11 protein-coding genes and 2 tRNA genes are annotated in these 17,857 nt (G+C 71.0%); 8 read left to right on the top strand and 5 right to left on the bottom strand.

Annotated elements, in window-relative coordinates:
• Nucleotides 1–339: 339 nt before the first annotated feature.
• Complete coding sequence (locus BJY16_RS03885) at nucleotides 340–1,542, bottom strand: zinc-dependent metalloprotease (protein ID WP_260418450.1); 1,203 nt, start codon at nucleotides 1,540–1,542, stop codon at nucleotides 340–342.
• A gap of 159 nt (nucleotides 1,543–1,701) precedes the next feature.
• On the opposite strand from BJY16_RS03885, the gene BJY16_RS03880 reads away from it, so the two are divergent.
• The 3 genes from BJY16_RS03880 to BJY16_RS03870 all read left to right on the top strand — a co-directional run bounded on the left by BJY16_RS03880 (nucleotide 1,702) and on the right by BJY16_RS03870 (nucleotide 5,959).
• Entirely contained in the window at nucleotides 1,702–2,730 is a 1,029-nt protein-coding gene (locus BJY16_RS03880) for a YlbL family protein (RefSeq protein WP_185037744.1), read from the top strand.
• A 126-nt stretch (nucleotides 2,731–2,856) separates the two neighbouring features.
• Nucleotides 2,857–5,814, top strand: coding sequence for a UPF0182 family membrane protein (locus tag BJY16_RS03875; RefSeq protein ID WP_185037743.1), 2,958 nt, complete (start codon nucleotides 2,857–2,859; stop codon nucleotides 5,812–5,814).
• A 71-nt stretch (nucleotides 5,815–5,885) separates the two neighbouring features.
• A tRNA-Met gene (locus BJY16_RS03870) sits at nucleotides 5,886–5,959 on the top strand.
• Between the two features lie 527 nt (nucleotides 5,960–6,486).
• On the opposite strand, the gene BJY16_RS03865 is transcribed toward BJY16_RS03870, so the two are convergent.
• Entirely contained in the window at nucleotides 6,487–7,842 is a 1,356-nt protein-coding gene (locus BJY16_RS03865) for an extracellular solute-binding protein (RefSeq protein ID WP_185037742.1), read from the bottom strand.
• Between the two features lie 141 nt (nucleotides 7,843–7,983).
• Here BJY16_RS03865 and BJY16_RS48265 point away from each other — a divergent pair, with 141 nt between their 5' ends.
• Nucleotides 7,984–9,075 (top strand): GGDEF domain-containing protein, encoded by a 1,092-nt coding sequence (locus BJY16_RS48265; RefSeq protein ID WP_275408079.1) that lies wholly within the window; start codon nucleotides 7,984–7,986, stop codon nucleotides 9,073–9,075.
• Nucleotides 9,076–9,098: 23 nt separating this feature from the next.
• Here BJY16_RS48265 and BJY16_RS03855 read toward each other — a convergent pair whose 3' ends face one another.
• Entirely contained in the window at nucleotides 9,099–9,692 is a 594-nt protein-coding gene (locus BJY16_RS03855; protein ID WP_185037741.1) for a helix-turn-helix domain-containing protein, read from the bottom strand.
• Between the two features lie 67 nt (nucleotides 9,693–9,759).
• Between BJY16_RS03855 and BJY16_RS03850 the strand changes: the two genes are divergently transcribed.
• Nucleotides 9,760–11,154, top strand: a complete 1,395-nt coding sequence (locus tag BJY16_RS03850) for an MFS transporter (protein ID WP_239177636.1) — start codon at nucleotides 9,760–9,762, stop codon at nucleotides 11,152–11,154.
• Here the strand turns inward: BJY16_RS03850 and BJY16_RS03845 are convergent.
• Nucleotides 11,144–11,527 (bottom strand): MarR family winged helix-turn-helix transcriptional regulator, encoded by a 384-nt coding sequence (locus BJY16_RS03845; protein ID WP_185037739.1) that lies wholly within the window; start codon nucleotides 11,525–11,527, stop codon nucleotides 11,144–11,146. The genes BJY16_RS03850 and BJY16_RS03845 overlap by 11 nt on opposite strands.
• Nucleotides 11,528–11,629: 102 nt before the next feature.
• Between BJY16_RS03845 and BJY16_RS03840 the strand changes: the two genes are divergently transcribed.
• The 3 genes from BJY16_RS03840 to BJY16_RS03830 all read left to right on the top strand — a co-directional run bounded on the left by BJY16_RS03840 (nucleotide 11,630) and on the right by BJY16_RS03830 (nucleotide 17,055).
• On the top strand, nucleotides 11,630–13,102 hold the full coding sequence (locus BJY16_RS03840) for an MFS transporter (RefSeq protein WP_185037738.1): 1,473 nt from the start codon (nucleotides 11,630–11,632) through the stop codon (nucleotides 13,100–13,102).
• 490 nt (nucleotides 13,103–13,592) lie between these two features.
• Nucleotides 13,593–13,666 (top strand) — tRNA-Met (locus tag BJY16_RS03835).
• Nucleotides 13,667–15,111: 1,445 nt separating this feature from the next.
• Nucleotides 15,112–17,055, top strand: a complete 1,944-nt coding sequence (locus BJY16_RS03830) for a galactose oxidase-like domain-containing protein (RefSeq protein WP_185037737.1) — start codon at nucleotides 15,112–15,114, stop codon at nucleotides 17,053–17,055.
• Here BJY16_RS03830 and BJY16_RS03825 read toward each other — a convergent pair whose 3' ends face one another.
• The gene (locus BJY16_RS03825; RefSeq protein WP_185037736.1) at nucleotides 17,056–17,838 is read right to left on the bottom strand and encodes an alpha/beta fold hydrolase; all 783 of its coding nucleotides are present in this window, start codon (nucleotides 17,836–17,838) and stop codon (nucleotides 17,056–17,058) included.
• Nucleotides 17,839–17,857 lie beyond the last annotated feature (19 nt).

The raw sequence follows: 17,857 nt of genomic DNA, 5'->3' as shown, positions 1-17,857 counted from the left end.
TGGCAGCCGAGCGCGCAGGGCGCGGCAGCCGAGCGCGCATTGCGCGGCAGCCGAGCAGGACGCGTGGGGTGTAGAGCGGCAGTCATGCGGGGCGCGGCCTGACAGTTGAACGTGGCGCGGTAGTCCGGTGCCGCGCGGCAGTCGAGTGAGGCGTGCCGTGGAAGTCAAGCGGGCCGCGTGGCGTGACAGTCGAGGGGCGCGGCAGTCCGACGTGGCCGGGCAGCCCGGCGGGCGTGGCGCGGCAGCCCGAGCGGGATGGCCCCGCCCGCGCCTGAGCGGCGGAAACGGCCCGGAAGCCGTCCCGTGGACCGCCGAGCGGGCGATCCACGGGACAAAGGGCTACTTCTCCGGGTCGGAGGGGTCGGCCGGGTTGTCCGGGCCCGGCTCCGGGTTGCTGGCCAGGCCGTCCAGCTCGCTGATGTCCCAGTCGGACTGGGAGCGGGCGAAGACGTCCGGCTGGGCGAAATCCTCGTCGGTGGGGAGCAGGTCGGGGTGGTCCCAGAGCGAGTCGCGGCCCTGGATGCCGCGGTGCTCGGTGACCGCCGTCCACAGCGCGCCCGCCTCACGCAACCGGCGGGGACGCAGCTCCAGGCCGACCAGGGCAGCGAAGGTCTGCTCGGCCGGGCCACCGGCGGCCCGGCGGCGGCGGAACGCCTCGCCGAGCGCGGACACCGACGGCAACCGGTCACCGGCGGCGTCGTCGACCACGTGGCCGACCCAGCCCTCGACCAGCGCCAGCGCCGTCTCCAGACGGGCCAGGCTGGCCTTCTGCTGCGGGGTGTCCTCCGGGGTGAAGATGCCCTCCAGGGCCATCGCCTGCATCGACTCCGGGTCGGTCGGGTCGACGCGGCTCATCGCCTCCTCGATCGCCTCCCGGTTCACCGTGATGCCGGTGGCGTAGGTCTCGACGGCGTTCAGCACGTGCGCCCGCAGCCACGGGACGTGGCCGAAGAGCCGCTGGTGGGCCGCCTCGCGCAGGGCCACATAGAGCCGGACCTGGTCCTCGGGCAGCTCGAGACCCTCGCCGTACGCCTTGATGTTGGCCGGGATGAGCGCGGCGGTGCCGGCCGGGCCGAGCGGCAGGCCGATGTCGCCGGCCGACAGCACCTCGGCCGCGAGCTGGCCGAACGCCTGCCCCAGCTGGCCGCCGAAGAGGGCGCCACCGAGCGTGGCCACCATCGACTGCATCGGGCCCAGCTGGGCCCGGGCCTCCTCGGGCACCAGGTCGCCCATGGCGCCCACCATGCGGCCGGCGATCGGCTCACACAGTTTCTTCCAGACGTCCAGGGTGTTGTAGATCCACTCGTTGCGGTTCCACGCCACGGCTTTGTGGATGCCGCTCGGGAGCGCGCAGACCGGATCGAGCCACAGGTCGGCGAGGCGGAGGGCCTCCTCCACCTGATGGCGCTCGTGCATGTTCACCGCGGGGTCGCCACTGGCCGAGAGCTGGCTGGCGGCGACCTGCCGGGCCAGGTCCCAATTGACCGGGCCACTGCCGGGGGCAGCGAACATCTGCTGCAGCTGCGCCATGAACTGCTGCATCTGCTGCGGGTCGGAAGGGTCGGGCGGTTGTGCGCCCGGCAGGGAGAAGCCGAACGGGATATCAGGCACGTCCCCAACGGTACGCGCGAAAAGCTCCCGGCGGACTGATGGAGGTGTCAGCTCAGAGAGAACTCAGACTGGGTCGGTAGTCTCACGCGCATGAGACGACGCGGTGTCACCGTCATCCTGGGCGCCCTGATAACCGCCCTGCTGGCTGCCGGTGTCATGATCGCCCCGTTGCCCTACGTGGTGCTCAAGCCCGGCCCGACGGTGAACACCCTCGGCTCCTCCCAGGGCACCGAGGTGATCCAGGTGACCGGGGCCAAGACCTCGACCTCGGCCGGCGCGCTGCGGCTCACCACGGTGAACGTGCAGTCGCAGGTGGAGCTGGTGGCCGCGGTGCAGGGCTGGCTGAGCCACCAGGACGCGGTCGTCCCGCGCGAGCTCATCTATCCGCCGGACCGCAGTGAGAAGCAGGTCCAGGAGCAGAACGCGCAGGAGTGGAAGCAGTCGCAGACCAGCGCCGAGACGGTGGCGCTGCGCGAGCTGGGCTACCCGGTGCAGACCTACGTGCGCAAGGTCACCCCGGACGGCGCCGCGGTCGGCCGTCTCCGGGAGAACGACGTGGTCACCTCGGTGAACGGGTCCGCGGTGAGCGGGCCGACCCAGCTCACCGCCCTGGTCCGGGCCAAGCCGGTGGGCAGCGCGGTGACCGTCGGCTACACCCGGGACGGCAAGCCGGGCTCGGTGGTGGTCACCACCAAGGCGGGCGACGACGGCAAGACCCCGCGGCTGGGCATCGAGATCGACACCAAGCAGCCGCACCCGTTCACCATCAAGATCGACCTGGACAAGATCGGTGGCCCGAGCGCCGGGCTGATGTTCACCCTGGGCATCATCGACAAGCTCCGCGACGAGGACCTGACCGGCGGCAAGGTGATCGCCGGCACCGGGACCATCGACGACGACGGCAACGTCGGCCCGATCGGGGGCATCCCGCAGAAACTGGTCGGTGCGAGCGAGGCGGGCGCGAAACTCTTCCTGGTCCCCAAGGACAACTGCGCGGAAGCGCTGCGCAACGCGGTGGACGGCCTGCCGATGGCGAAGGTGGCCACCGTGGACGACGCGCTCACCGCCCTCAAGACGTTCACGACCGGTGGCACCCCGACGCCCTGCACGGCGAAATGACGCGACCGGCCGTAATCGATCATGTACCGCCGCGTATCGAAGCTGGATACGACAATCTAAGGTGAAACACCGGCCCGACGAAGTGTGGAGCCAACGTTGGTAATGCGAAATAGTCCGCTACCGAGGATGAGCCGGCGCGGTCGCGTCACCGTCGGCGTCCTGGTCGGGGTCTTCATTCTTTTCACGCTGCTCGGCTGGGGCATCGACGCGTACACCGACTACCTGTGGTTCAACGAGGTCGACAAGACCAGCGTGTACTCCGGGGTGCTGCTCACCAGGCTGATGCTGTTCCTGGTGATCGGTGCGGTGATGGCCCTGATCGTGGGCGGCAACCTCTACCTGGCGTACCGATTGCGGCCGCTGCTGCGACCGCACTCCGCGGAACAGGCCACCCTCGAGCGCTACCGGATGGTGCTGGCGCCCCGGCTCGGGCTGTGGATCACCGTGCTCAGCGTGATCATCGGCTTCTTCGCGGGTCTCTCCGCGCAAGGCCGGTGGAGCGACTGGATGCTGTTCCGCAACTCGCAGTCGTTCGGTCAGAAGGACCCGCAGTTCAACGTGGACATCGGGTTCTACATCTTCGACTACCCGCTGCTGCGCTACCTGCTCGGCGTCGGGTTCACCGCGGTGGTGCTGTCGGTGCTCGGCTCGCTCGCCGTGCACTACATCTTCGGCGGCGTGCGCCTGCAGGGCGTCGGCGACCGGATGACCACCGCCGCCCGGGCCCACCTGACCTCCCTGGTCGCCGTGTTCGTCCTGCTCAAGGCGGTGGCGTACGTGCTCGACCAGCGTGCCCTGCTGCTCGAGCAGCACGTCTCCCCGGGGCTGTACGGCGCCGGCTACACCGACGTGCACGCGCTGCTGCCGGCCAAGGAGATCCTGGCGTACATCTCGATCGTGGTCGCCGTGGCGATCATCGTGTTCTCCAACGCGGTGATGCGGAACCTGGTCTGGCCCGGCGTCTCGCTCGCCCTGCTGGCCATCTCGGCCGTGGCGATCGGCGGCATCTACCCGCTCGCCGTGCAGAACTTCCAGGTCAAGCCGAGCCTGTCGGACAAGGAGCGGCCGTACATCGAACGGTCGATCAGCGCCACCAGGGCGGCGTTCGGCCTGACCGACACCGAGGTCAGCGAATACAAGCCGACCAACACCAACCCACCGGCCGACCTGCCCGACGACACCAGCGCGCAGAACGTCCGGCTGATCGACCCGCAGCTGGTCTCCCAGGCCTTCACCCAGTCGCAGCAGTCCCGCGGCTTCTACGACTTCGGCGAGAAACTGGACGTCGACCGCTACACGATCGACGGCAAGACCCAGGACTACGTGGTCGGCGCCCGGGAGATCAACGACGAGAAACTCTCCGCCCAGCAGCGGAACTGGCTCAACCGGCACACCGTCTACACCCACGGGTACGGCCTGGTCGCCGCCCCGGCCAACAAGGTGTGCGGCGGCACCGGCCTGCCGTACTTCGTCTCCGGCTTCCTCGGTGACAGCCAGACCAACACCTGCTCCGCCCCGAGCGACGAGCTCGAGGCCGACCAGCCGCGGATCTACTTCGGCGAGCAGTCCACCGAGTACGCCATCGTCGGCCAGGCCGACAAGAGCAAGAACGTCGAGTTCGACCGGCCGCAGGAGCAGAACAAGGACGAGTCGGTCAACTACACCTACGAGGGTGCGGGCGGCGTCCCGATCGGGTCGTTCTTCCGCCGGATGGTGTTCGCGATCAAGAACACCGAGAGCAACTTCCTGCTCTCCGACGCGGTCAACGAGAAATCCCGGCTGATGTACATCCGGACCCCGCGCGAGCGAGTGGAGAAGGTCGCGCCGTTCCTCACCATCGACGGCGACCCGTACCCGGCGGTGATCGGCGGGCGGATCACCTGGATCCTCGACGGCTACACGACCGCGCAGACCTACCCGTACGCGCAGAAGATCAACCTCGCCACCGAGACCCGCGACGAACTGACCGGGACCGGCTCGTTCGCGCTGGCCCGGGACGACGTCAACTACATGCGCAACTCGGTGAAGGCGACCGTCGACGCGTACGACGGGACGGTCAAGCTCTACCAGTTCGACGACCAGGACCCGGTGCTCAAGGCGTGGAACCAGGCCTTCGGCGGCGACCTGGTGATCCCCAAGGCGCAGATCCCGGCCGACCTGGCCACGCACTTCCGGTACCCGGCCGACATGTTCAAGGTGCAGCGCAACCTGCTCACCAAGTTCCACGTCACCAACCCGCAGACGTTCTTCAACGGTGACGACTTCTGGCAGGTGCCGAACGCGCCCGACCAGCCGCAGACCGGGGTCAAGCAGCCGCCGTTCTACCTGAACGTCAAGCTGCCCGAGCAGGACGGGACCACGTTCCAGCTCACCTCCGGCGTCACCCCGGCCAACCGGGAGAACATGGCCGCGCTCATCTCCGCGTCCTACGACGACGGCAAGCCGAAGATAGAGGTGCTCGAACTACCCGACCAGTCGGTGTCGGCCGGCCCGATCCAGGTCCACCGGCTCATGGTCAACAACGCGAACATCTCGCAGCAGCTCTTCGGGCTCAACCGCAACGGCCAGGCGACCGTCCTCTACGGCAACCTCATCTCGCTGCCGCTGAAGAACGACATCCTGTACGTCGAGCCGGTCTATGTGAAGAGCACCCAGGCCAACGCGCCGCCGCTGCTGCAGAAGGTGCTGATGTCCTACGGTGACGGCTCCGACGTGGTCTTGGAGAACAACCTCACCGACGGCCTGAAAGCCCTCGCCGCCCTCGGCAAGAGCGGCAACAACAACTCGGGCACCACGACCCCGCCGACGACGACCCAGCCCAACACGCCGCCCGGGCAGCTCAACCCGGGCCTGGCCGCGGCCGCCGCCGACGTGGACAAGGCCATCGAGAACCTGCGGACCGCGCAGAAAGCCGGTGACTTCGCCGCCCAGGGTCAAGCCCTCAAGGAGCTCGACGAGGCGATGACCCGCTTCCAGCAGGCCCAGACGGCCGGCGCCGGACCGTCCGCCGCACCCAGCGGCGCGCCGTCCGCACCGCCGTCAACCCCGCCGTCCGCCGCACCCTCCGCGACCGCGGGCGGCTGACCAGCGCGAACGTCGGCTTCGGGGGTCGCTTTGCGGCTCCCGGAGCCGGTGCGCTAGGGTTTACCTACCGACGCGGGGTGGAGCAGCTCGGTAGCTCGCTGGGCTCATAACCCAGAGGTCGCAGGTTCAAATCCTGTCCCCGCTACGAGTGGCGAGGGGTCTCTGTCCGCGGGAAGCGCGGACCGGGGCCCCTCTTCGCATTTCTGCTCAGGGGGCCGAGCCCCCTGAAACCCCGCGTTACGGATTTCTTGCGGTTTGCCGGTGGTTGCGGCCGACAAAAGCGATTTCGGTACGGGTTCCGCTTACGTCTCGTCCGCGCCGCCGCCGGGCAGGTCACGCCTGGGCCGACTGCGCTTACCGATGGCTCGCTTCTTGCGTCCCGCGCGTTTGCGGGTGGCTCGTGGACTTGGCCTGCGTTCCGTCGGCCTTGCCTGCGCTAGCTCCCTGTCTGGGCGTGACTGTGTTTGCCTGGCACGTCTGACCTGCGACTTGTGCCTGCCTGACGCGTCGGTTCCGTGCGCCGTTCGGTCCGCGCATCGCCCGTCTTTGTGCCCGCGCCGGTCCGTGCCGCGCTTGTCCGTGCTGTCCGCGCCCCTGTGCCTGCGCTGCGCCTGGCTGTGCGCGCACGTGGGTCGGCTGTGCCGATGCGTTGGGGCTGTGGGTGGGTGGGGGTTACTTGATTCCGGTTTGGGTGGGGTCTTTTAGGGAGGCGTCTATGTCGGTGGAGGTTTTGGTGAGGATGGCTTGGATCTCGGGGCGGGGGAGGGGGGCGTTCGCCTGCCAGAGTTCGGCCAGGTCCCGGGCGATGATGCTTTCCACGACGATCCAGGCGGGGATGGAGGGGTACATGCGGCCGGACTTGATCATGGTGTGGAAGGCGGCGTAGGCGGGGTCGGATTCGAGGCGGGTGCCGTGGACGGCGGCGGAACGGGCGGGCCAGAGGCCGGAGGAGACGCTGTAGCGGCGTTGGCTCTCCTCGCTGGTGAGATACTTGACCCATGCGAAAGCGGCGTCCGGGTGTTTCGCGGCCTTGAGGATGGCCAGGCCGGAGCCGCCGAGGAAGCCGAAGCGGCCGGCTTTTCCGGCGGGGAGCGGGGCGGTGCCCCAGCCGTTCCTGAGCCCGGGGCGGTCGGGGTCGGCCAGGTAGTCGCCGACCGACTGGGAGTTGTCGATGGTGATGGCGCCGGTGCCGTCGGCGAAGGCGGCCGGGACGGCGTCCGACTCCATCCTCATCGCCTTCGGGTCGTCGTAGGTGGCCACCAGCTGCTGGTAGTAGGTGACCCCGTCCAGGGCGGCGGTCGAGTCGAGCAGTGACTTGTCGCCGGTGTCGGTGAGCAGGTTGCCGCCGGCGCCCCAGATGAACGGCGCCACGTCGTGGATGATGCCGAAGTTGTTGGCGTTGCCGATGGCGAGCGGCCAGACGCCGGTGTCCGCCGCCTTGATCTTCTTCAGCGCGGCCGCGAACGTCTGCCAGTCGGTGAACGCGGTCGCCGGGTCCACCCCCGCCTTGGCCAGCACATCCTTGCGGTAGAACAGCGCCCGCACGTCGGTCAGCCAGGGCAGCGCGGTGATCTTGTCGGAGCCGAGCAGGTGGCTCGCGCTCCAGCTGGCCTCGGCGAAGACGCCCGGGCCGCCGACCGCCGCGATCTCCGCCGCGGTGTACGGCCGGAGCGCGTCCAGCGCGCTGAACCCGCCCACCCAGGTGGTGCCCAGCACCGTCACGTCCGGGCCCTGCCCGCTGGTGGTCGCGGTGCTCAGCCGGGTCAGCGCGTCACTCCACTGGACCCGTACCGGATTGATGGTGATGTTGGGATGTGCCTGGTGGAACTTCTCGGCCTCCTGCACCACCGCCCGGTCCTGGATCGGGCCGCCGTACGGCATGTACCAGAAGTCGAGCGTCACCGGTGGCTGGTCCGCGGCGTACCCGACGGTCTGCGCCTTGTCCTTCGCGTCGTCGCCGCTCTCCCCGCACCCGGCCAGGGCCAGCGGCAGGGCCGTCGCGGCGGCGAGCAGGACACGGCGGGGCACCGGAGCGTCCTTGATCACAGGGAACCTATCGGCACCTCGCCGAGATGAATGAACCGAAGTGCTGAAATCCGGCCCGGGTCTGACGATAGGCAGGTCATGCGGGCTGGCGTGGCATCGGTGCTTTCCTGGCGATGGCCCCGCGTGCTCGCCCTGACGATGCTGCTGCTCAGCGGGGTCACCTGGGCCAACATCATGCTGCACGGGCGCAGCACGCAGCACTCCGGCAACGCCTACCGGCTCAACGAGCTGGACACCCTGCTGCACGAGGAGAGCTCGGTGCAGTGGAAGACCCTCGCCAAGGGCAACTCGCCCGTCAAGGTCGCCCGTGAGCTGGGCAGACTGCGCAAGCAGGAGGCCGACATCCTGAGCCTGCCGCAGTTCGGCAACTCGTCGCTGACCGAGCAGGTCGAGGGCTACCACGCGGTGCTCGACCTGGAGCTGGGCCTGCTCGGCGTCGGCAAGACCGCCGAGGCGCTGGCACTCGAACAGGAGCAGACCGACCAGCGGTTCAACGCGCTCGCCGCCGACCTGGCCCGGCACGAGCAGGACGAGAAGGACGCCGCCGAGGTCAGCAAGAACATCGCCGACATCACCCTGCTGGCCGCCATGTCCGCCGCGGTGGTCATGATCGGCCTGCTGCTCTACCGCTTCGAGCGCGAGCACCGGGCCTCCCGGCGCGCCGCCGACGAGCTGCTGCACCAGCAGCGGACCGCGTTCGCGGCGCTGGCCGAGCACGAGGCCCTGGTCCGCCACCAGGCACTGCACGATCCGCTGACCGGCTTGCCGAACCGGCGCGCGCTCGGCGAGCTGCTCGCCACCGAGGGCCGGCGCGCCCTGCTCCTGGTCGACCTCGACGACTTCAAGCCGGTCAACGACAAGCTCGGCCACGCGGCCGGCGACGAACTGCTGGTCACCGTGGCCGAGCGGCTGCGGGGCGCGGTCCGGGCCGACGACACCGTGGCCCGGCTCGGCGGTGACGAGTTCGCCGTCTTCATCCCGGACGGCGACGCGACGACCGCCAGCGAGATCGCCGCCCGGATCGTCGCCGAGTGCGGCCGGACCTTCGACCTGGCGGCCGGTCCGGTCACCATCGGCGCGAGCGTCGGCGTGTCGGTCGGCGCCGGCGCGGACGGCGACACCCTGCTGCGCGAGGCCGACGAGGCGATGTACCGGATCAAACAGGGCAGCAAGGGCGATTACGTGGTCGCCTCCACCGCTCGCCTCAACGCCTGACAACCCCGATCTCCGGTACGAGGTCAGCGCCCGCCCCGCCGTGCCGAGCCGTCCGGCCGGTCACCGTGCGGACCGTAGAGGTGCAGGATCTCGGCGGGGCGGTCGCCGGCCGGCCCGAACCAGTGCGGAACCGACGTGTCGAAGTCGGCGGTGTCACCCGGCTCCAGCAGTGACTCGCCCGGGCCGAGCAGCAGCCGGACCGTGCCGGACAGCACGTGGAACCAGGCGTGGCCGGGGTGGGTGACCAGCTCGGGCGGCGTCTGCCCGGGGCCGAGGATCTGTTTGAAGACCTGAAGCCGGCCCGGGTACGAGGTCAGCGGGACCACCACGCTCGGATTGCCGGTGCGCGGCTCCGTGCGGTGCGGGGTCAGGTGGGCCCGCGGGTCGCCGGTGGGCGGCGCGCCGATCAGGTGGTCCAGGGCCATCCGGTGCGTGCGGGCCAGCGGGATCAGCAGGTCCAGGGTGGGCCGCCGGATGCCGGCCTCCAGCCGGGACAGCGTGCTGATCGACAGGCCGGTGGCGGTGGCCAGGTCGGCCAGGGTCAGGCCGCGGTCCTGCCGGATCCGGCGCAGCCGGGGGCCGATGCCGTCGAGCAGCTCGGCGAGTTCACGGTCCACCGCAGTAGTTTGCGGCCTTCGCAAGTTCGCTGGGAAGCCGGGCGGCGCGCGCGGCAGCATCTCGGGCGTGAACGAGAGAACACATCGATGGGTGGTGCTGGCCGTCTGCTGCGCCAGCATCTTCCTGGTCGGGCTGGACACCACCGTGGTCAACGTGGCGCTGCCGTCGATCGGGCGGGACCTGGGACTGGACCTGCGGCAGCTGGAGTGGGCCGTCGACGCGTACACGCTGGTCCTGGCCGGTCTGTTGATCACCTCGGGCGCGCTGGCCGATCGGGTCGGGCGCCGGCGGATCTTCCGGATCGGGCTGGTGCTGTTCGCCCTCGGGTCGGCCGGCTGCGCGCTGGCGCCCGGGCTGCACGAGCTGGTCGCGGCCCGGGTGGTGCAGGGCGTGGGCGGATCGATGCTGAGCCCGGTGGCGCTGGCCATCGTGGTCGCCGCGATCACCGATCCGCGCGAGCGGGCGCAGGCGATCGGCGTCTGGGCCGCGGTCTTCGGCCTCAGCATGGCGGCCGGCCCGGTGCTCGGCGGGGCGCTGATCACCGGGGCCGGGTGGCGTCCGGTCTTCTGGGCCAACCTGCCGATCATCGCGGTGGTGCTCGTGCTGACCGCGGTTCACGTGCCCGAGTCCCGGTCGCCGCGCCCGCGCCGGCTCGACCTGCCCGGCCAGGCGCTGCTGATCGTGCTGGTCGGGACGGTGGTCGCGGTGCTCATCGAAGGCCCGCGGTGGGGCTTCGGGTCCGGGCAGGCGCTTGCCGGGTACGCCGTGATCGTCGCCGCCGCGGCCGCCTTCGCCCGGGTCGAGCTCCGTCGGGCCGAGCCGCTGGTGGACCTGCGCCTGTTCGGCCGGCTCCCGTTCAGCGCGGCGGTCGGCGGGGCCGTCGTGGTGTTCGTCGCGCTGAACGTCACCCTTCTGCTCGGCACCCTCTACCTGCAACGGGTCCGCGGCCTGAGCCCGCTCGCGGCCGGCGCGGTCACCCTGCCGATGGCGCTCGCCGCCACCGTCTGCGCGCCGCTCTCCGGACACCTGGTCGGCCGGTACGGTCCCCGGCTGCCGCTCCGGCTGGCCGGGGTGAGCACCGCGCTCGGCGGACTGCTTCTGGCCGGGCTGACCGACCGGACGCCGCTGCCGGTGCTGCTCGCCGGTTACCTGTGCGCCGGGATCGGGATCGGTTTCGCCAACGCGCCGATCACCAACACCGCGGTGAGCGGCCTGCCGCCGGACCGGGCCGGGGTGGCCGGCGGGATCGCCTCGACCGCCCGGCAGGTCGGCGCGGCGCTCGGCATCGCGCTGGCCGGCGGACTGGTCGCGGAGACCGGGGCGGCCGATCTCGCGGCCGCCACCCGGCCGGGCTGGGTCCTGGTCGCCGCCTGCGGGCTGGCCGTCCTGCTGATCGCGCAGGCCGCCCCGGTGAGCCGGGCCGCGGCCGGCGCCCGGACGCCGGAACCGGTCAGGCGGTGACCGGGGAGAGGTGCTCGGCCAGCACCGCCAGGTGAGTCCTGCGGGCCTCGGCCCAGCGCTCCCGGCCGGCCGCGGTGATCTCCACGAAGACGCCGCGGCGGTCGGCCTCGCAGTGGGTGCGCTCGGCCAGCCCACCCTTGACCAGGCGGCTCACCGTGCGGGAGAGGGCGCTCTGGCTCAGATACATGGTGTCCGCAAGGTCCTGCATGCGGCGCTTGTCACACTCTTGGGTGGTGAGACGGTCCAGCGTCTCGTACTCACTCAGGGTGAGGCCGTGGCCCTCCTGCAGGGCCCGCTCCAGGTGGCACGCGACCTCGTTGTAGCAGGTCAGGAGCGACTGCCAGCGCTCGACGAGGTCCACTTCCGGGTCCATGCGGGGCATCCTACTCCGCACCGGCCACTCGATGCACCTGAAATAAATGCGCGGACATTCAATGCGTGGACATTAGATGCGTACGCATCTAGGGTCTCCACCGTGACTATCACCGAATCCCTGACCCAGTCCGCGGGCGGTGCGCCGGAGTCGCGCGCCGCCGCGGAGCAGCGCTGGACACCCCGGCTCTGGGGCGTGCTCGCGGTGTTGTGCGCGGTCCTCTTCCTGGACGGGCTGGACGTCTCGATGGTCGGGGTGGCGCTGCCCTCGATCGGCACCGAGCTCGGCCTGTCCACCACCTCGCTGCAGTGGATCGTCAACGGCTACGTGCTCGGTTACGGCGGCCTGCTGCTGCTCGGCGGGCGCACCGCCGACCTGCTCGGCCGGCGCCGGGTCTTCCTGATCGCGCTCGGCGTCTTCACCGTCGCCTCGCTGGTCGGTGGCCTGGTCGACGACGGCACCCTGCTGATCGCCACCCGCTTCGTCAAGGGCCTGGCCGCGGCGTTCACCGCGCCGACCGCGATGAGCATCCTGACCACCACGTTCGCCGAGGGCCCGGCCCGCAACCGGGCGCTGTCGATCTTCACGGTCTTCGGCGCCAGCGGGTACTCCTCCGGCCTGATCCTCGGCGGCCTGCTCACCAGCCTCGGCTGGCGGTGGACCTTCCTGGTCCCGGTGCCGCTCGCGCTCGGCGCCCTGATCGCCGGTCTCTCCCTGATCCCGCGGGACAAGCCCGCCGCCGGCGGCGGACACGACCTGACCGGCGCGGTCACCCTGGTCGGCGGCATGCTGCTCGCGGTGTACGCGGTGGTCACCGCCCCGCAGCGCGGCCTGGACGCGCTGACCGTCAGCGCCGCGGTGCTCGCGGTGGTGCTGCTGGCCGCCTTCGTGGTCGCGGAGAACCGGGTCCGGCACCCGCTGGTCCGGCTCAGCATCTTCCGGATCGGCTCGATCGTGCGGGCCAACGCCAGCATGGTCGCGCTGATGGGCTCCTACGTCAGCTTCCAGTTCATGATGACCCTCTACCTGCAGGACGTGCTGCACTGGTCGCCGCTGAGCATGGCGCTGGCCCTGCTGCCGGCCGGCCTGCTGGTCGCGTTCAGCTCGCCGTTCATGGGCCGGCTGATCGACCGGCACGGCACCGCGCCGCTGATCGTCGCCGCGATGACCTCGCTCAGCGCCGGGTACGTGTGGTTCCTGCTCACCGCCGGCAACCGGCCCGACTACCTGGTCACCGTGCTGCCGACGATGCTGCTGCTGGGCGGCGGGTTCGCCTTCGGCTTCAGCTCGATCATGGCCCAGGCGACGGACGGCATCGACGACTCCGAGCAGGGCCTGGCGTCCGGGCTGGTGCAGTCGTCCGGCCAGGTCGGCACCGCGCTGGTGCTGGCCGTGGTGACCGGCCTGGTCGCCTCGGCCACCACCGCGGCCTCCGCCGACTTCACCCCGTTCCGCCCGGGCGTCAACCTGGTCACCGGCGTCGCCCTGGCCGGCCTGCTGCTGAACATCGCCGCCCTGGTCACGGCCCGCTCCCGAGGCCGCCACCGCATCCCGGCGGAAACCACGGCCCACTGATCACCGCTCCGGCAGTTCCCGCGGCGCGCTGACCGCGCTCCGGGGGCTCGCGCGGGTCCCGCCGGCCGCGCTCCGGGGGCGCGGGCGGTCCCGCCAACCGCACTCCGGCAGCTCCCGCGGTCCGGTGACCACCGGGCTCCGGGAGCTCCGGGGCCAGGCGTTGAGCACCGCTCCGGCACCCTCCGCGCCCGGTCCGCTGATCATGCTCCAGCAGCCTCCGCGCCCAGCCCGCTGACCTGCTCCGGCGACTCCCGCGCCCGGCCGACTCACTCGGCCGGGCGCGGCCTGTCTGCCCGGGCGCGGCTTGTCTGCTCGGGCGCGGCCTCGGCCGGACGCGACCTCGGCCGTGCGCGATCTGTTTGCCGGGCCGAACGTGCCTGGCGGGAGGTGCGCCCGGGCGCCGGTGAAGCTTGAGTGACCAGCGCTACACGATTGGGAGCCGACCCGGTTGCGCGTTCGGGGAGAAGGCAAGCTAAGCTGGTCATACCGACGCGGGGTGGAGCAGCTCGGTAGCTCGCTGGGCTCATAACCCAGAGGTCGCAGGTTCAAATCCTGTCCCCGCTACGAGTGGTGAGGGGCCGTTGTCCGCAGAAAGCGCGGACAACGGCCCCTCTTCGCATATCTGCTCCGGGGCCGAGCCCCGGAAACCCCACGTTCCGGTGGTGGCGGAGAAGCCGGCGGTGGCGGGTCGGCCCGGTCCTGGTGGCTGTGGGCCTTGAGTGGCCGAGCAATCCGGTGGTGGCGGTGGGCCTTGGGTGGCCGAGCAATCCGGTGGTGGCGATGGGCCTTGGGTGGCCGAGCAACCCGGTGGTGGCGGTGGCCTTGAGTGGCCGAGCAACCCGATGGTGGCTGTGGGCCTTGAGTGGCCAAGCACTCCAGTGGCGGCGGTGGGCCGGGACGCGCGATGACTTCCCGGCCATGGTGGCGGTGGGCCAAGGGTGGTCGATCCACCTGGTGGCAGAGCCTGGCGTCGGCATGGTGGTGCTTTCGCGGGGGCCGCAGGCGTCAACGGGGTGGTCGTGAGCCGGATCCAGGGCGGCTGGCGGCGCGGTACAGAAGCCGGTGAGGGCGGGCTGCTGGCGCGGTGCAGAAGCCGGTGAGGGCGGGCGCCGGCGCGGTGCCGAGTCGACGACGGTGGGCTGCGAGTGCGGCGGCAAGTCGGTGGCGGTGGGCCCGGAGGGTGATGGCTACTCGGTCTTGGTATTGACCGGGAGTGGGGTTCGTAAGTGCGGATCTTTTCCACGCCGACCCGGATAATCGCGGGTGTCTTGCCATTGTGGATCTTTTGTTGAGGTGGGGCGGCGGGCGGGTTGTTAATTGTGTGACCGAGTTGTTACCGACAGAGGCGTTCGATCGGTACCTATTACCCGGATTGCGGCTGTGGAGGTGTGGGTACCACCTGATCGGGCATTGAAGGACGCCTTAATGAAGGTCTAAGGTTGCCGGACTGGCGATAGGAGGCGGGGGCGTCCATAGGTGATGGTTCGGTAGTCCATTTCGGAGCGTGACAATCCGATCGTCGCGGCCGCGACCTGCGGCATCCCGATGCGGATGGGGTGACGTGCGGCCCGCGGGAGCGGGTTCGGAAACCGGCCGGGTGGCCGGGATGAAATGGGGTCCGTGCGCCGCCGGCGGCAGCCGCTGTCCGAATTCGGCGAAGGGACTCTGGCATGCGCGCTCGCCATGGCTACATTGCTTCCGGGGTGCTGTCCGCGCTTCTCCTGTTCGGCTTCGGCGCCACCGCGGCCGACCCGGCCACCGCCGCCGGTGGCCCCGCACCGGCAGCCGCCGCGGGCAGTGCGGCGGAAGGCGCTGCGGGCGGTGCCGTAGCGGGCGTCACGGGTGGTGCGGCGGAGGGCGTCGCGGGCAGTGCGGCGGAAGGCGCTGCGGGCGGTGCCGTAGCGAGCGTCGCGGGTGGTGCGGCGGAGGGCGGTGCGGCTGGAGCTGCTCAGCAGGCCCATGACCAAGGGCACGCGCATGCTCGGGGGCTGGACGACTCGCGGGAGCACATGGCGGACGACCTGGTCGGCACGCCGATGTCGGAGATCGAGAAGCGGACCGCGGCGAACGCGAAGCGGATCGAGCAGGCGACCGGGGTGCGCCCGGGCACGGTGCGGCAGCGGGCCAAGGTGGCCGCCGACCCGGCGGTGTCCGGTGGGTGGGGCGCGGTGGTCGACACCCCGGTGGTCCCGGTCTTCCAGGCGATGCTGCCGAACGGCAAGGTGCTGATCTGGGACTCGGTCGGCGACGACGCGGCCGAGTCCTACCCGGAGCACAACTTCACCCGGGCCATGGTCTGGAACCCGGTGGACAACACCTCGAAGCGGGTCGACCTGCAGGGCTCCAACATCTTCTGCGCCGGCTTCGCCCACCTGCCGAACGGCAACATCCTGGTGGCCGGCGGGAACGCCAACGAGGAGCTGGACGGCACCGTGCACACCCACGTCTTCAACTGGCAGACCGAGACGTGGACCCGCGGCAACGACATGGCCGGCGCCCGGTGGTACCCGTCGGTGGCCGAGATGGCGAACGGCGAAGAGGTGATCATCGGCGGTGGCCCGGCGACCGCCGAGGTCTACCAGGCGAACGGCGCGGTCCGCCCGCTGAAGAACTTCACCAAGTACGACGCCCGGATCTACCCCTATCTCGCCTCCCGCCCGGACGCCCAGCTCGGGCTGCTCGGGCCGTACCCGACCGGCTACACGATCACCACGGTCGGGGACGGGCTGATCACCGCGACCGGCACCCGGGACGCGCTGAACCGGGAGTACGGCAGCTTCTCCACCTACGACATCGGCAAGACGCTGGTGGTCGGCGGCGGCAACCTGACCGAGGGCGGCGCCGCGAACGTACCGACGAAGACCGCGGTGGTGATGAACAGCACCACCGGGCTGACCCCGGGTGTGGCCGCCACCGGATCCCTGTCGACCGGCCGCCGGCACCTGAACGCGACCCTGCTGGCCGACGGCACGGTGCTCGCCACCGGCGGTCTGACCAGTGCGGCCACCTCGCCGCTGGTGGATCTGAACCACGCCGCGACGGCAGCCGAGCTGTGGAACCCGGCGACCGGCCAGTGGACCCAGCTGAGCAGCGCGAGCCGGATCCGGCAGTACCACTCGACCGCCATCCTGCTGCCGGACGGCCGGGTGATGACCGGGGGCGGCGGGGTCTGCGGCCGCTGCATGACGGTCGGCTACCTGGAGAAGAACGTCGAGTACTTCACTCCGCCGTACCTCTACAAGAAGGACGGCAGCGGGGACCTCGCGGCCCGGCCGACGATCGCCACCGCGCCGACCGGCGTACCGATCAACACGAATTTCACCATCACCTCGCCGGAGGCGGCCGGCATCCGGAAGGTCGCCCTGGTCGGCCTCGGCGACGTGACCCACGCCGTGGACCAGGGCCAGCGCTACGTGCCGCTGAAGTTCACCACCTCGGGCACCACGCTGACCGTCACCGGCCCGCCGAACGGCGGGGTGGCCCCGCCCGGCTACTACATGCTCTTCGTGATCGACGCGAACGGCGTCCCGTCGGTGGCCAAGATGGTGCAGGTCGCCAAGGGGCCGAACCCGCTGCTCACCCCGGTGAGGAACAACAGCGCCGCGAAGTGCGTGGACGTGCCGTCGTCGAAGACCGCGCCGGGCACCTACCTGCAGTCGTACACCTGCAACGGCACCAAGGCGCAGGCGCTGGTCCGGCTGCCCGGCGACCAGACCCTGCGGGTGATCGGCAACTGCCTCGACGTGCCGTCCCGCAAGTTCGTCAACGGGCAGAAGATCTGGGCCTACACCTGCAACAACACGGTGGCGCAGACCTGGCAGTTCGGCGCTGACGGGACGATCCGGCCGCTCGGCGGGACCACGCTGTGCCTGGCCGCGGCGTCCACCGCGAACAACGCGGCGCTGCAGCTGAACACCTGCAACGGCAACGCGCTGCAGAAGTGGACCTATTGATCAGGCCGGGTCCAGCGCCCGCACCACCTGGGTCAGCGCCACCGGGTGGTGCAGGATGCCGAGGTGCCCGACCACGGCCCGGCGGGCGTGCTGCTGGAGCACGATCGGGGTGGCCCCGGGCAGCGCGGTCAGCGACGCGGTGTACGGGGTCACCATCTGGTCGTACCGGGTGACGATCGTGGTGAACCGGGTGCCGGGCGCCGGGGGAGCGGCCTGGATCGCCCGGAGCACCGCCGAGCCGGGCAGCTGCTCCCGCCAGGTCGGGATCTTCGCGTCCAGCCAGTGCCGCAGCCGGCCGGGGAGCCGGTGCGGGCGGCGGAGCAGCCCGTGCAGCGTGGTCCCGCCGTAGGTGGGGGCCAGCCCGACCAGCGACCGGACCGCGCCGGCCGCCGGCTCGCCGGGCAGGCAGCGGACCAGGTAGTGGGCGAGCACCGCGCCCCACGAGTGGCCGACCACGTCGACCCGGGTGGCGCCGGTCGACGTGATGAAGGCGGCCAGCTCCTCGGCGTGCCGGTGGGTGGCGCTGACCTCGGCGCCCGGCCGGGCCCGCCGCCAGTCGAACGGGTAGACCGTGCGGCCCTCATTGGCCAGCAGCGGCGCCAGGGTGAACCAGTCGCTGGCCGATCGGCCGTTGGTGCCGTGCACCAGGATCACCGGGACGGTCGCCGGGTCCGCGCCGGGCTCCGGACGGCGGGCGCCGGGCGGCAGGCCGCGCGGGTCGGCGGCGCTGTGCCGGAGCGCCTCGCGGCGGCTGTAGTGCACGGGTAGGGGCCCGGTCTCCATCGGTCGCTCCTGCCGGTCG

Source organism: Actinoplanes octamycinicus (genome assembly GCF_014205225.1).
Taxonomy (GTDB): Bacteria; Actinomycetota; Actinomycetes; order Mycobacteriales; family Micromonosporaceae; genus Actinoplanes; species Actinoplanes octamycinicus.
Note: the sequence above shows the minus strand (reverse complement) of the source record. Positions and strands in the feature narration are given on the sequence as shown.